This window comes from Bradyrhizobium sp. I1.14.4 (assembly GCF_050435825.1).
In the GTDB taxonomy this organism is placed as follows: Bacteria; Pseudomonadota; Alphaproteobacteria; order Rhizobiales; family Xanthobacteraceae; genus Bradyrhizobium.
This window is the reverse complement of record NZ_JBNDLA010000001.1, coordinates 1-13,086: the sequence shown is the minus strand read 5'-3', so window position 1 is coordinate 13,086 and position 13,086 is coordinate 1. Positions and strand designations below refer to the sequence as shown.

Genomic DNA, 13,086 nt, shown 5'->3' with positions numbered 1-13,086 from the left:
ACACCAGCAAGGAGATTATGAATGCAACGGAAGACCAAGATATTGTCGCTGGCCGCAGCATCTCTGATCGCAACGACAGCAGGTGCGTTCGCGCAAGGCTACTATCCGTATGGGGAACCCGGTGCACGGTACTATGGCGGCCCGCGGTATGGTGCCCAGCCGTATGTGATGCACTATCCGGCGGAACCGGGCTGGTATGGCGCGATGAATGGCAGCAACCATCCGACGCCGAGTTCAACGCAGGGCGATGTCGGTCCTGAAGGGAACAACAACGGCACCCTGACCGGCCCCTACTACCGGCAATGGTAAACCACGTAAATTTGAGGCCCATCACTCAGCCTGAGCGATGGGCCTTTTTGCCGTTCCCGCAACTAACTGCGGTGACGTTCGACGTTCTTTACAGCGCCGAAGCCAATCACCTCACCATCGCGCCGTAGACGATGTCCTGCACGTTCTCACGATAATATTTGCGCAGCTCGCCCGGCGCTGCGGTTCCCACCACCACGACGAGGCGCTCCTTCGGATCGCAGAAGAACTGCGTGCCGTAGGCGCCATTCCAGGTGAACTCGCCGGGATTGCCCGGCACCGATGACAGCCCCTCGCTGGTCCGCACCGCGACCGACAGCCCGAAGCCGAAGCCGCCGCGATGCGGCTCGACGGCGGCGACGTTGTTCTTGATCTCGGGTCCGAGATGGTTCGACGTCATGTGATGCACGGTCTTGGGGCTGAGGATGCGCTTGCCGTCGAGCTCGCCGCCGTTGAGCAGCATCTGTCCGAAGCGGAGATAGTCGCCGACGGTCGCGAACGAGCAGGCGCCGCCGCAGTCGAACTTGGTCTGTGCATCGAGCAGCTTGATGGATTGCGGCTTGCCGGTGAGCGGATCGTCGGCGAACGGACGCGCCAGCCGCGCGCGCTGGGCGTCGGCCGGATGGAACGTCGCATCCTTCATGCCGAGCGGCTTCCAGACATTGGCCGCGAGATAGTCGCCGAGCCGCTGGCCGGAGACCTTCTCGACGACCGCGCCGAGCACATCGATCGAGAAGCCGTATTCGAACTCGGTGCCGGGCTGGTGCACCAGAGGCAGCTTGGTGATGCGGTCGATGAAGGCCTGGGTGTCGCCCTCGACCGCCGGCGCAGTGCCGTCGGGATAGAGCCGCGCCAGCACGCTCGAACTGTCGGGCCGGCCGCCATACATCAGGCCGGAGGTGTGGCGATAGAGATCGTGGATGAAGATCGGCTGCGCCTGCGGCTCCATCTTGAGCGAGCCGTCGGCCTGCTGCACGCCGACCTTCATGTCGGCAAACGCCGGATAGTACTCGGCGACCTTGGCCTGCAACGGCAGCTTGCCCTGCTCCATCAGCGTGAGGCCGGCAACCGCCGCCATCGGCTTGGTCATCGAGGCCAGCGCGAACATCGCATCGATCGGCATCGGCGTGCCCTTGACCGGGTCGAGCTGGCCATAGGCCCTGTAGTGCACGAGCTTGCCGTCGCGCGCGATCGCTACCACAGCACCGGGCACGCGCCTGGCCGCGATCTCGCGCGCAAAGAAGTCGTCGAGCCGCGCCAGCCCCTGCTCCGAGAAACCGACCTTGGGCGCGGCAGCTTCCGGCAGTGGCGTGGCGTGGGCGATGTTAAAAGCAAGAGTTGTGGCGGCGAGCGCCGCTGCGATGACAATTTTTCTCATTGTTTCCTCACCGGGGACGGCGGGCGATTGTTGTCAAGTTGGCTGCCCGCGGAACGCAGGCTTAGATCACGCCGCGGAGAGCGACAAGGCTCGGCGGCGCGCGGTCGCCTCGCACGCCCGACCGGGCGCCGCCATTTCCTTGGCTGCGGCGCGGCGCCTGCTGTAGCATGCGCCCGTCACGTCCGATCGGGGCCAGCATGAACCGCCGCGCGTTTGTTTCGGGACTGGCCGTCATTGCGCTGCTCACGGACTTGGTGCCGGCGCCGGCCGCCGCGGATGGCAAGCGGGTGGCGCTGGTGATCGGCAACGGCGCCTACAGAAGCGTGCCGGCGCTGTCCAACGCGCCTGGTGACGCCGGCGATATCGCCGCGGCGCTGTTGCGCAACATCGAGACGCCGGGCGTCGAGGTCACCTTCATGTTGCGCAATGTCCGCGACATCGCCGTGATCACCGGCAAGCTCGCCACGGGGTACTGGAAACGCAGCGTGGAGTGAGGGCTTGGTACCAACGCAAGGGGTGGTGCCCGGACGTTATCTCATCTGGACGACGACCTTTCCCTTTGCCCGCCCCTTCTCAAGATACGCCAGCGCCTGCTTTGCCTGTTCGAATGGAAATACCTTGTCGATCACCGGCCGGATGCTTCCCGCCTTGAGAAGCTCGCCGAGTTCGGCGAGTTGACGACCGTCCGGATGTACGAACAGGAACGAATATCCGACGCCGCGCTTTTTGGCGTGACGAATGATCTTGCCGCTCAGCAACCCGAACAGCAGCACCATGAAAAAGTTCATACCTCGAGCACGGGCGAATGCGGCGTCGGGTGGCCCGACGAGGGAGACGACGGTGCTCCCGGGCTTCAGAATCCGAAGGGATTTCTCGACCGCGTCCCCCCTGAGCGTGCCGAGCACCACATCGTAGTTCCGCAGCACCTTCTCAAACTGCTGCTTGGTGTAATCAATCACTTCATCCGCGCCGAGGCTCCGCGCCAGGCCGATATTCCCTGTGCTGGTTGTCGTACCCACCTTTGCTCCCAAGTGCTTTGCGACCTGGATCGCGAACGTGCCAATTCCGCCGGACCCCGCGGGGATAAACACCTGTTGGCCGGGCTTGAGGCGGGCGCGCTCCTTGAGCGCTTGCCACGACGTCAATCCGACCATCGGGATCGAAGCGGCTTGCACGAAGTCGAGATTTGCCGGTTTGAGGGCGGCGGCGCTCTCGGGCACCACCGCAAGCTCGGCAAGGGTGCCGGTGCCCAGGTCGAAGATGCTGGCGAAGACCTCGTCACCCGGTTTGAAGCGAGTCACGCGGCTTCCAACCTCGAGCACGACACCTGCCACGTCGCTCCCCAGCGTGGCCGGCAGCCTAAACCGGAGGATGGCCTTGAACACACCCTTTGGGATCATGTTGTCGATCGGATTCAGGCCAGCCGCGTGGACCTGAACAAGAATTTCATCCGGCCCCGGCGTCGGACGGGGCTGATCGGCGAACCCGATCTGATCCGGCTTGCCGTAACGTTTGAAGACAAATGCTCTCATGTTCTTATGTCCGAATTTTTATGTCCGAGGTCTTTGGCGTACCTTGGGCACTCCGATCGAACCGGCTGCTTTCAGAAGGCTCGCGCCTTGCGGAGCGGCTGCGAAGCCGGTGCATCAAGCCGCAAGTCCTTTCGAATCCCGGCATCCACCAGGCTGGCGGGGGCAAACCTGCGAAGAAGTCGCAGACGTCGCGCGAGCTTGCCGGCAGCGTATCGGACCTTCGGGTGTGCCGCGGTGGCTGCCTCCAGCACGGTGTCGGCAACGACGCCAGGCGATTCGGCGGTCGCCATCAGCTCATTCACCCTCTCGTCTACGGCTTCTCGAGCCTCGCGATAGGCATCAAGCTTCGCATCCGGCTGCATGAAGTTGGTGTCGAACGGTGTCTTTGTATAGGCGGGTTCGACCACCGAGACCCGGATGCCGCGCGTGCGGAGTTCATGGTCGAGTGATTCCGAGTAACCCTCGACCGCGTGCTTGGTCGCGGCATAGAGCGCGCCATATGGCATCGGAAGAAAGCCAAGAACGGACCCGATATTGACGATGCGGCCGCTGCCCTGTCGTCGCATCTGGGGCACGACGGCGCGGGTCATCCGTACCAGCCCGAAAAAGTTCGTCTCGAAGATTGATCGGGCCTGCTCGAGCGAGCTCTCTTCAGCCCCGGCGGGGGCTACGCCAAACCCTGCGTTGTTGACGAGCAGATCAATGCGGCCGTCCCGCCTCAACATTTCGCCCACCGCGGCTGCGACGGAATCGTCACTGGTTACATCAAGGGACAGCATCTCGAACGATCGCTTGTCAGCTTGGGCTCCACGTCTGCTGGTGCCGTAGACAGTGTAACCAGCTTTGACGAGCCGCTCCGCGGTGGCTTCGCCGATGCCTGACGAGGCGCCGGTAACGAGCGCGACTTTCCCTGTAGGTCTGGTCATCTCTTTCTCCTGGCGAGGATCGACGGGGCAGATCACCTTCCGCCCGACCGTCGATTTGTTGCAGCAATTCGCTCAATCGTTTGGTTACGATCGCTATCTATCCGATAGATGACGATCGTAATTATACTTGTCAAGGGCTTCATTCGGCCCCATATTCGGCCACATGCGTGTTTCAAAGGAAAAGGCGGCCGAAAACCGCGACCGAATTCTCAAGGCCGCATCGCGCCTGTTGCGAGAGCGCGGCATCTCCGGTGCGGGCGTCGATGCGCTCACCGAAGCGGCGGGGATGACGCACGGCAGCCTTTACAGTCAGTTCGGCTCCAAGGAGCGGCTTGTCGAGGAAGCGGTGGCCGACGCGATAGCTGCCAAGGGCCGAGAACTGGATGAGGTGCCTAGTCTCGGCAACTACGTCTCGGAATATCTCTCTGAGGGGCATCGGGACGACCCGGGAAGCGGTTGCCCCTTTGCGGCTTTGGGTTGTGAAATGCATCGCCAGAGCCAAGACGTTCGAGAACGTTTTACAGCCGGAGTGCGAGGCATGATCGGGTGGCTGGGTGACCGCATAGGCTCGGGGGTTAGGCAACGCCAACGCGGCGAGCACGCGATCGCGACCCTTGCCTCACTGGTCGGAGCGCTCGTGCTCGCGCGCGCCGTGAGCGATCCGAAGCTCTCGGATGACATCCTTCGTGCGACCAAGAAAAGACTGCAGCGCTGATTTTCTCGGCGAAGCTGGAAGCGCCGCGCCCTTGCCGTGCATATGGCCGGCCTTGGAATTCCAGCCGACGTGATCGCCGACCTCGAATCTCCTGATCATCCTGACGTGTCCTTCATCGCGGGATTATTGTGATACGGCGCACCGGAATCGAGCGTCCACCGCTGCAACAAGCTGCGATCCCTCTCATAGATCCAGCTGATCCGTAGCCGGATAGATCACCGTCCCGTCGCTCTGGACGACGGCGCCTTCGGTGAGGCGAGCGGGCTCGAGGCGGCCCTGCCCCATGATGTGGACGACGGTCTCCCCGGACGCAATCAGATGGTCGGCGACGATGCGGCGGTGGCAGCGCCACCACACGGCTTCCGAGCACATGATCGCGCAGCGTCGACGGTGCCCCTCGTCGCGCAGGTGCTGCAGAGCTGCATGAAACTGCGCAGACAGCGCATAGTCGGCGTAATTGTGAAAGCTCTCGTTGCTCCAGAACCCATTCACCGAAGGCGGTACGCTTCGCGCCTTGCCGCGAAGCCCGCCGAGATCGGCCAGATGCTCGTACGAGATGCCCGCGGCCGCCAGCGGCTCGGGAAGCGTGTCCCTGTTGAACTGCGGATTGGTTCTCGACCTCGGCACCGTTCTGATGTCGACGACGCGCTCGATCGCGGCTGCGGTCAGGAGGACGACGAAATCCTCGTGACTGCGGTTGGAATGCCCGATCGTGAAGAACGGAAGCGTCACGCCGCGCCTCTGCTACGCACGATGGAGGGCGCTGCCCTTATGGGCCGCGATATGGTCGGTCTTGTCGCTCTGGATCTCATATTGCGGATCGGCCTCCGAGGCACGATGAATATGCCCCTTGTAGTCGAAATCGCTGGTGTGAACGGCGATGATGGTGCCGGAGACGCGGCCGGCCTCGGAATTCCAGCTGACATGGTCGCCGATCTTGAATCTCTTGGCCATCTTTGCAGCGTCCTTCAGTATCCAGAGCAATGCTCTCGCCCAGTGGCGCGTAAGAGCGCCCCCTCACCAATCCGGAGCCAACCGCGAACCGCCGACACGGTTATACTCGGCGAAAAAATAGTCATTCGGCGAATGGCCGTTCCCGTTGCGCGTATTGCTGCTGTCACGATCGACCTCAGTGCTGTCACGCGTTTTGCGGCGCGTCATCATTCAGTGCAGGCAATCGATCGGCGTGTCTCGAGGGCAAATACGCAAGCCCAGGAGCAGCAAGCGCAATGTTGCCGGCTTGTTGGAGGGGCGGCAATTGCTTCTGTTCTACCAATTAATCCGCAGTCCGGCCTTTCCGCTGTAGGAGAAGCCGCCACCGTCGAACCGGCTCTGATAAGAAGCGTTGGCATAAAGCGTCGTGGTCGCGTTGACCTGTCCGCTGATGCCGGCGTTGACCTCTCCCCACAGGCCGCCAAGACTGGCCTGGAATGGAATGAAGCCGGTTTCCGACGAGAACAGCGTCGTTGGGTTACCAAGGAATTCGTTCCACAGGCTTGGACGAATCCAGGTCGTAATCGTGCGCGGGCTGTCATCGACCGCCCATGTCCGGCCAAATCGGGCACCGATCCGAGTTGCGAGCGAATCCACGTCCGCAAAGCGGATTTGTGCAGCGATGTCGCTGGCGTCGTTGATGTGGATGTTCTGATAGACGAGTTGGGCTTGCGGCTCGATGAAGTATCCGCCGGCGAATTTGAAGGGGTATCCGCCCTCCACCGAGACAGCACCACCTTGAGCGCCTGTCTTGAAAGCCGGAAAGCCGCGATTCGCAGTGCTTGTGATGTCATAGAATGTCCCTTGCAGGACCGAGTCGATGTACCAGCCGGTCGGCCCGAAATGTGTCCAGTAGCCACCCAACGTGTAGGCAGCGAAGTCGCTGTCGCCTTGGCTGTCGTCGAAATGGGTGACCCGCCCCTGAGCGCCGCCGATTGCGAAATAGGCCCCGGCTTGGTCGCGCGAGCCGTCTGGACTGTCGTGTCGATAGAAATCCATGCCGGCCTGCAATGCCAGGAAGCTATAGGAAAAGTGCGGGCCAGCCGAGCCGCCAAGCACCCCAAGGCTGTCGCCCTGCTGCACGCCGTTGACCCCCATCAGGCGGGCCCAGCCGACCTTGGCGTTCTCGGGATTAGCGCGGAAGCGTTCGTCCTCTTCCTCCCCCACGCGCTCATGCAGAGTGTCGAGTAGATTGCGTCCATACAACAGCACCATCGACGGGATTGCCGCATAGAGCGAGGTCTCTTCCCTGTAGTTCGGGATATCGCCGCCGCCTCCGCTGCCACCTCCGCCTCCGCTGCCGCCTCCGCCTCCGCCTCCGCCGCCACCGCCGCCTCCTCCTCCACCACCGCAGCGGGGCAGGTTGGGAAAGCGAGTGCAATCGATCGTTATGAATCCTCCGCCCCCGCAAGCGCGCAGGTTAGGATGAGCGACGCAATCGAGGGTGGAGCGCAGATACCAGGCCTGAGGATTGCTGGCATCTACGCTCGATTGGAACAGCGAATATTGGTAGGGACCTGCCAGCACCGGCCGGGACAGGCTGAACGCGCCGGCCGCCGTGGTCGCGCCATTGATCGCATCGACCACCAGGATGCCATTGCCAGTCGTAAGCGCGCCAGCGCCGGTGGTGTTCTTGATGCTCAGGAGGGAGTTGCCGGTCGCCGTGCCGCCATTGATGACAAGCCTGTCCGAGGGCGAGCCGTCTGTCCCGAGAAACGTGTTGAGCCCGAGCGTGCCGCCCTGACCGACATAGTTCACCGCCGTCAGCGTCTTGTAGCTCGACAGCAGCGTCGGATCGCCGGCCGGTGACGTGAATTGGATCACGCTCGATGCGTTGGTCAAATTGGTGACGTTCGAGTTGCCGGTCATCGTCCAAAGCGAACTGTTTTGCAGAGTGACGCTGGACGTGCTGCCGGCGTCTGTGAGCGCAACACCCTGCAGGGTGGAACTGTCCGCGACCAGGTCGAGTGTGGCGCCACCGCTGACATTCAGCCATTGATTGTTGTTCACGACCGCCGTTACGCCGGTCAAGTTCACGTTGCTGGTGCCACCTGGGGCGGCGATCGACGCACCGTTCGGACTGGTCATGGTGACTCCGGCAAGCGCTGCGTCACCGCCACTTATATTGAGCGCGTTGGCATTGGCTCCATTGGCGGTCAGTGAGCCACCCGTCATACTCAGCGTACCGCCGCTCGTCACGCCAGCCGCGTGGGTGCCTGCGCCGGAGGTCGTGACTGTCGTGTTGCCGTTGAGCGTGACGCTGCCTGAATTGTCGGCCTGCACTCCGCGGCCTCCGCTGCTGTCCGGAACGGTTACCGTCACGCCGTGCGCCGTGAGCGTGCTTCCGGCACCGCTCGCCTGCAGGCCAATTTCGCCCCCGCCGCTGCCCGTCGCGGCGGCGCTGCCCCCGTTCAATGTAATTGCCGCACCGTCCAGCGCCTTTGCGCCGACGTCTCCGCCGCCCCCGGAAACGGTGACCGCGACGTTGGTCGCCGAGATGGCGCTTCCGGCCGATTGCGCCAACAGGCCCGTTTCTCCGCCGCCATTGCCCGTAACCGTGACACTTCCCCCAACAAGCGTGACAGTCCCGCTTGTGTCCGCCCGCGCCCCGACATCGTTTCCGCCGCCACCGGGCATCGAAACGGTTGTATTCGTCGCGCTGACTTCGCTGCCGGCACCGGTCGCCCACAGACCCGTATTGCCGCCGCCACCTGCGGCGTAGGTGATCGAGCTGTTTAGCAGGGCGATCAAGCCGGCATTGGTCGCGTTCGCGGCCACATTATTTCCGGCCCCGTTGAGGCTCACCGCAAGTCCCGTCGCGTTAATCAGGCTGCCTGATCCGTTGGCAAGCAGCGCAGTGCCTCCACCGCCAAACGCGGCGTTGATGGCCGATCCCGATTGAAAGACGACCTTGCCAGCACTTTGCGCCGATGCGGCCGTACTCCAATTGCCGTTGATGCTGGATCCGGCGCTGAAGATGATGGTGCCGGCCGTATCGGCCAGACCGCCGGTGCTGCCGCCATTGTTGGGATTGATGGTGACGTTGTTGGTGGTGATCTGGGCACCACTGCTTGCATGAACATCAGTCGTACCGGTGAGGGTGGTATTGGTAGCAATTGCACAAGTGCCGCTTGTGAGCGTCACAGTGGAGTCGGCTGCCACGGTGCAAGTTTGAGCCACCGCCGTGTCGATCATGGTGCCCAACAAGATCACCACGAGTGCCGCAAGTCCGGACCAGCTGAAGCTCGTGAAAATATCCGCCCGCCTGAAATTGGCTGGCCGGGACTGCCTGCGGATGCACTCCAACAATGCCTGCGAAAGACGCGGAAAGCCGTTGCGTGAAACCGGATTCCTGCGTTGGTCCAAACCAAGGCACGGTAGAATCGAGTCAAGGATACAGTTCATCGCGCCCCCATTCCCAGGCGTCCAACGTCAACGGACAAACTGAAAGGAAAGGTCGCGCTGTTCTGGCACAAAGAAAACGCGTAGAAGTTGTTACAATCTCAAGCAGCAAATCATCGGAAGGATGATCATGTAGGAGATCGCCACGATTGTGGCGATCTCGACGTGTGTTGCAGTTTGTTGCTGTGCTGCTGCTTTCCAGTCACACTGATGGTGGTTTCGACATCGCAGGGGGAACTCTATCCCTTGCTGCGGCTGTCTCTGCCTGCAGGCCACGAGGACTAATATTGACATCTCGTGCACGACGCATTGCGAAGGCCAATCGTCCAGTTCCACCAACAGCGGGTCTTCCATGGCACATCTGCTGCACAGCCGCTCTCACGGCACATGCAGTTCCACCTGCGCTGTCACAGCGATCAAACGCTAGGCCAGTTCGCCAGTGTGCGGTGTGCAATTTGTGCTAATCTCGGCGACGGCGCCGCGAACCTCAATGGAAGATGTTTCAAATCAATCAATCCTGCTGCTTGGCAGGGCGATCGTGGCCGCGCTGGTCGCCTTCGCGGCTAGATTGTCGGCGCCGCCGTTGAGATTTGCGGCGAGATCGAGCGAACTCCTATGACGTCGATTGGTCATTGATCGCCGCATCCTCAGCCGGCAATTGGCTTCTTTCGTGCCTCCTCCGCTTAAGTCGCCCTCGAATCGTCCAACACGTCACGTCGATTTGATGCTCCCCGCGAGAGAGGCAGGAACCACTTCCGGAGGTTGCATTTGGTTTGGTGCGAGAAAAACGGGAACTTCCAGATCTGGCGTTCAGTAAGCCATGGTTCCCAAGCGTCGCGAGCAAAACCAAATCGTAGGGAGCAAGCCATGAGTATAAGAGTCCTTGGCGCGGCCGTGATAGTGGTATCCGCAGTTTCGAGCCCCGCACTGGCACAGGCGGTCATCTCCAGCCCGGCCGCCTGCGAATCTCAATTTGCCAGTGCCAACTGCCTCAATAGGGGCGCCGGGAGTCCGTACGACAGCAACGCCAGGCGCTATCGTCGGCAAACCGCCTATCGCGGACCGGTGGATGCCGCCGCCGGCGTGGCGGGCGCTGCCGTCGGAACAGCCGCGGCCGTCGCGACCGCGCCCTTCCGCGGCTGGGGCAATTCCTACGCCGCGTACGGCGTCGATCGACCCGCGGCATATGGCGAATACGCCTGGTCCGGCGACTGGAACACCTACGCCACACGCAACGGTATTGTCTGCAGGCCTGGCACCTATTTCAAAGGTGCCGACGGACTCCGACATATCTGCCAGTAGATCATCTGCTCTTTTGCCAAAGAGTTCAGGCGGCTCAAGGGCCGCCTGCCCCTTGTACTGTCGGTGATGGCGTCGCCGCCGCCCGGCTAGAGTTCGTGCTCGTCTATGAGCCGCTGAATCATCTTGCGATTGGCGATGACACGCCTACGACGAAACTCAACGCGGGACGCGCCGCCATCCGTGCTCCTTCACCAACTCCAGCGATAGCCTCGACGATCACTGTATCATCGCGTGTGGCGACGGCTTGTCGCAGTATGCCGAGCGCGCAATTCCGGTCAGTCGACATCCTTCTCCACTGAGCCTGAGAGCTGGCATGACGGACGTGCTCCCGCTTTCGGCCGGGAGCCGCTCCAAAACCCGATCGGGATCAAGGCCGCTCTTGAGCGCGCCAAGTCTCACTCATCTGGCTCCGTCCAGATCGACCCTGCGCTACTCGCGCGATTCGCCCGTACCATGCGAGAAAACATCGTCTCCGGTCTGACCCATTCCGGAAGACCTACCTGCAGATTCTCATTGGCGTGGTGGAGGTCGTCGATCACAACGCGATCCGTATCAAGGGGCGTAGCGATGCACTCAAAAAGGCAGTGCTAGCTAGCCACCCGGAATGGGGCCCATTACGGGTTCGCAGATGGGTAGCCGATGGGTATTGGAATGGTGCCCAGGGGCGGAATCATACACAATCACCGACACGATGAGCCACTGTTTGTCATTAGTATGGTGGCGTGAGCACTTGGTAGGGTGGCGGGGTTTCGCTACATCGCGAAAATCGCTTCCCGCAGCCGATCGGCTGGTCACTCCGCAGAGCGTACGGTTTCAGGCGCGAAAGGAGATCTCACACCAGCATCTGCGCGGCATCGCGCAACGCGGTCTCCAGCGGTTCCGGCTCCATCCCGAAAGTCTCCCGAGCCACACGAGAGTCCATGATGAAGGGGTGGGTGAACTGATAGCGTGTCGTGCGGAGTTCGCGAACCATTGAGACGAAGATACCGACAGTCCAGACCAAGCCCCAGGGTACGACCGTTATCTTTGGTTCCGGCAAACCGTTGGCTCTCGCGAATCGAGTGAGGAGCTCGCGTGCCGTCATCGGCTCACGGCTTGGCACGTGCCATGCTCTGCCCCAAGCGCGTTCGTCGGCTGCCACCGTCGACAGAAGGCGGGCCGCATCCCCGGTAGATGTCCAGGTTCGAGGCACGTCGACTGGTATCGGCGATTTCACGCGCTTGCCGGCGAGCATGGGTCTGAACATCGCCAGACTGACCAACGATTGGGGCTGGATATGATCGCTGGCGCGTACTTCAGTCGCGCGGATGCGGCCGGCGCGGTGCAGCGCGAGCGCCTCCTGCCACATCTCGCCGCGAATGCGTAGCTTGGGATGTGTGGCAGCGAGCGGCGTGGCTTCAGACATGACGCCGGAGCCGGGACCATAGGGGTACAGCGTGGCGTGTGTCGCGAGGACCGCGCCGCTGCGCTCGGCAGCTTTCAACATTGCCGCACTGATCGGCGGCCAGTCGATCAGCCAACGATCATAGGCCGGGTTGGCGCAATTGAAGAGAGCGGCGGCACCTTCGGCGATTGTGCTCAGCCGACCGGCATCGGCCGCGCTTGCCGCGATGCGTTCGATCAAAGGATGGGTTGGGGCTCCCTGAACGCAAAAGATAACTTCCGCTTTGAACGCGTCATCACCGGCTGGCGCGATGGAGCCATTGTTGATTTGAGACGCAAAAGGTAATACCACTATGTCATATGATTCGATCGACGCAAGCGCAGAAGGCCGAACGGCTGAGGGCGGCGCGACGCTTGCTCGCGAAGAAAATCGGCATGGCGGAGGCGGCCTTGGCGCTGTCGCGCGAAAGCGGCTTGTCGCTGCGGCAAGCCTATCGCTATCTCGAAGTGGCCAAAAGGAAGGAGCCGCTCCTTTCCGCGCCGCAGCCGTCTGTGACGCTCTCCCTGAAGATGCCGGCCGATCTCGCCCAAAAACTCCAGGCGCATGCGGCGGCTTCCAGGCTTTCGGCAAGCGAGGTGATGCGCCGAGCGGTGGCCGCTTATCTCGCGTCTGTCCGCGAAGATGGCTGAGCGGCGAAAAAAGCGCGACGTTCGACTCGAATTTGCGTTCGATCGCCTCGTCGCCGTCAAACTTGAACAGGTTTACGAAATTCTCGTTCCAGATCAGGTGCGCTTCGCGCGCGCCGGCGCCGATGTGACGGGAGGCGAAGATGAAAACCGCCGCGATTTACGCCAGAGTGTCGTCGGACAAACAGAAGGAGGAGAACACGATCGCCAGTCAGACGAGCGCGCTGATCGCTTTCGCGCGCGAGCAGAACTGCGACGTGCCGGCGGAATGGGTGATCGAAGACGACGGCTATAGCGGCGCGAGCTTGTTGCGCCCCGGGCTTGAACGACTGCGCGATCTCGCCGCAGAAGGGCGGATCCAAGCCGTGCTCGTCTACGCTCCCGATCGGCTGAGCCGGCGCTATGCGCATCAAATCCTTCTTATCGAAGAGTTCGCGCGCGCCGGCGTCGAGGTCGTGTTCA

Annotated in this window: 13 protein-coding genes; 6 read left to right on the top strand and 7 right to left on the bottom strand. The window is 62.1% G+C overall.

Going from position 1 to position 13,086, the window contains the following annotated elements; all coding sequences use genetic code 11:
- The first annotated feature begins 21 nt into the window (after positions 1-21).
- Entirely contained in the window at positions 22-309 is a 288-nt protein-coding gene (locus ABIB78_RS00065) for a hypothetical protein (protein ID WP_429020107.1), read from the top strand.
- A 106-nt stretch (positions 310-415) separates the two neighbouring features.
- Here ABIB78_RS00065 and ABIB78_RS00060 read toward each other — a convergent pair whose 3' ends face one another.
- Positions 416-1,684, bottom strand: coding sequence for a serine hydrolase domain-containing protein (locus ABIB78_RS00060; protein WP_429020105.1), 1,269 nt, complete (start codon positions 1,682-1,684; stop codon positions 416-418).
- Between the two features lie 197 nt (positions 1,685-1,881).
- Between ABIB78_RS00060 and ABIB78_RS00055 the strand changes: the two genes are divergently transcribed.
- Positions 1,882-2,178, top strand: coding sequence for a hypothetical protein (locus ABIB78_RS00055; protein WP_429020103.1), 297 nt, complete (start codon positions 1,882-1,884; stop codon positions 2,176-2,178).
- A gap of 36 nt (positions 2,179-2,214) precedes the next feature.
- On the opposite strand, the gene ABIB78_RS00050 is transcribed toward ABIB78_RS00055, so the two are convergent.
- Together ABIB78_RS00050 and ABIB78_RS00045 are read right to left on the bottom strand one after the other, a co-directional pair.
- A complete protein-coding gene (locus ABIB78_RS00050; RefSeq protein WP_429020101.1) occupies positions 2,215-3,216 on the bottom strand; it encodes an NADP-dependent oxidoreductase in 1,002 nt (333 codons plus the stop codon).
- A gap of 71 nt (positions 3,217-3,287) precedes the next feature.
- The gene (locus ABIB78_RS00045) at positions 3,288-4,142 is read right to left on the bottom strand and encodes an oxidoreductase (protein WP_429020099.1); all 855 of its coding nucleotides are present in this window, start codon (positions 4,140-4,142) and stop codon (positions 3,288-3,290) included.
- Between the two features lie 163 nt (positions 4,143-4,305).
- Between ABIB78_RS00045 and ABIB78_RS00040 the strand changes: the two genes are divergently transcribed.
- Positions 4,306-4,857 (top strand): TetR/AcrR family transcriptional regulator, encoded by a 552-nt coding sequence (locus ABIB78_RS00040; protein WP_429020097.1) that lies wholly within the window; start codon positions 4,306-4,308, stop codon positions 4,855-4,857.
- 183 nt (positions 4,858-5,040) lie between these two features.
- On the opposite strand, the gene ABIB78_RS00035 is transcribed toward ABIB78_RS00040, so the two are convergent.
- The 3 genes from ABIB78_RS00035 to ABIB78_RS00025 all read right to left on the bottom strand — a co-directional run bounded on the left by ABIB78_RS00035 (position 5,041) and on the right by ABIB78_RS00025 (position 9,045).
- Positions 5,041-5,589: a DUF488 family protein gene (locus ABIB78_RS00035; protein WP_429020095.1), complete on the bottom strand. Its 549-nt coding sequence runs from the start codon at positions 5,587-5,589 to the stop codon at positions 5,041-5,043.
- 12 nt (positions 5,590-5,601) lie between these two features.
- Positions 5,602-5,811, bottom strand: coding sequence for a DUF2945 domain-containing protein (locus ABIB78_RS00030; protein ID WP_429020093.1), 210 nt, complete (start codon positions 5,809-5,811; stop codon positions 5,602-5,604).
- Between the two features lie 315 nt (positions 5,812-6,126).
- Positions 6,127-9,045, bottom strand: coding sequence for an autotransporter outer membrane beta-barrel domain-containing protein (locus tag ABIB78_RS00025; RefSeq protein ID WP_429021471.1), 2,919 nt, complete (start codon positions 9,043-9,045; stop codon positions 6,127-6,129).
- Between the two features lie 1,074 nt (positions 9,046-10,119).
- Here ABIB78_RS00025 and ABIB78_RS00020 point away from each other — a divergent pair.
- Positions 10,120-10,554 carry a hypothetical protein gene (locus ABIB78_RS00020; RefSeq protein WP_429020091.1) on the top strand — a complete coding sequence of 145 codons (435 nt, stop codon included), beginning with the start codon at positions 10,120-10,122 and terminating at the stop codon, positions 10,552-10,554.
- An 832-nt stretch (positions 10,555-11,386) separates the two neighbouring features.
- Here ABIB78_RS00020 and ABIB78_RS00015 read toward each other — a convergent pair.
- Positions 11,387-12,178 carry a hypothetical protein gene (locus ABIB78_RS00015; RefSeq protein WP_429020090.1) on the bottom strand — a complete coding sequence of 264 codons (792 nt, stop codon included), beginning with the start codon at positions 12,176-12,178 and terminating at the stop codon, positions 11,387-11,389.
- Between the two features lie 173 nt (positions 12,179-12,351).
- Here ABIB78_RS00015 and ABIB78_RS00010 point away from each other — a divergent pair, with 173 nt between their 5' ends.
- Together ABIB78_RS00010 and ABIB78_RS00005 are read left to right on the top strand one after the other, a co-directional pair.
- Positions 12,352-12,627, top strand: coding sequence for a ribbon-helix-helix protein, CopG family (locus ABIB78_RS00010; protein WP_245481541.1), 276 nt, complete (start codon positions 12,352-12,354; stop codon positions 12,625-12,627).
- A 140-nt stretch (positions 12,628-12,767) separates the two neighbouring features.
- On the top strand, positions 12,768-13,086 hold a 319-nt coding region (locus tag ABIB78_RS00005; RefSeq protein WP_429020088.1), incomplete at its 3' end, for a recombinase family protein.

What these genes read in the sequence shown, in the direction of transcription:
- ABIB78_RS00065 (WP_429020107.1), top strand. Translation starts at nt 22, where the DNA reads ATGCAACGGAAGACCAAGATATTGTCGCTGGCCGCAGCATCTCTGATC.
- ABIB78_RS00060 (WP_429020105.1), bottom strand. Translation starts at nt 1,684, where the DNA reads ATGAGAAAAATTGTCATCGCAGCGGCGCTCGCCGCCACAACTCTTGCT.
- ABIB78_RS00055 (WP_429020103.1), top strand. Translation starts at nt 1,882, where the DNA reads ATGAACCGCCGCGCGTTTGTTTCGGGACTGGCCGTCATTGCGCTGCTC.
- ABIB78_RS00050 (WP_429020101.1), bottom strand. Translation starts at nt 3,216, where the DNA reads ATGAGAGCATTTGTCTTCAAACGTTACGGCAAGCCGGATCAGATCGGG.
- ABIB78_RS00045 (WP_429020099.1), bottom strand. Translation starts at nt 4,142, where the DNA reads ATGACCAGACCTACAGGGAAAGTCGCGCTCGTTACCGGCGCCTCGTCA.
- ABIB78_RS00040 (WP_429020097.1), top strand. Translation starts at nt 4,306, where the DNA reads ATGCGTGTTTCAAAGGAAAAGGCGGCCGAAAACCGCGACCGAATTCTC.
- ABIB78_RS00030 (WP_429020093.1), bottom strand. Translation starts at nt 5,811, where the DNA reads ATGGCCAAGAGATTCAAGATCGGCGACCATGTCAGCTGGAATTCCGAG.
- ABIB78_RS00025 (WP_429021471.1), bottom strand. Translation starts at nt 9,045, where the DNA reads ATGATCGACACGGCGGTGGCTCAAACTTGCACCGTGGCAGCCGACTCC.
- ABIB78_RS00020 (WP_429020091.1), top strand. Translation starts at nt 10,120, where the DNA reads ATGAGTATAAGAGTCCTTGGCGCGGCCGTGATAGTGGTATCCGCAGTT.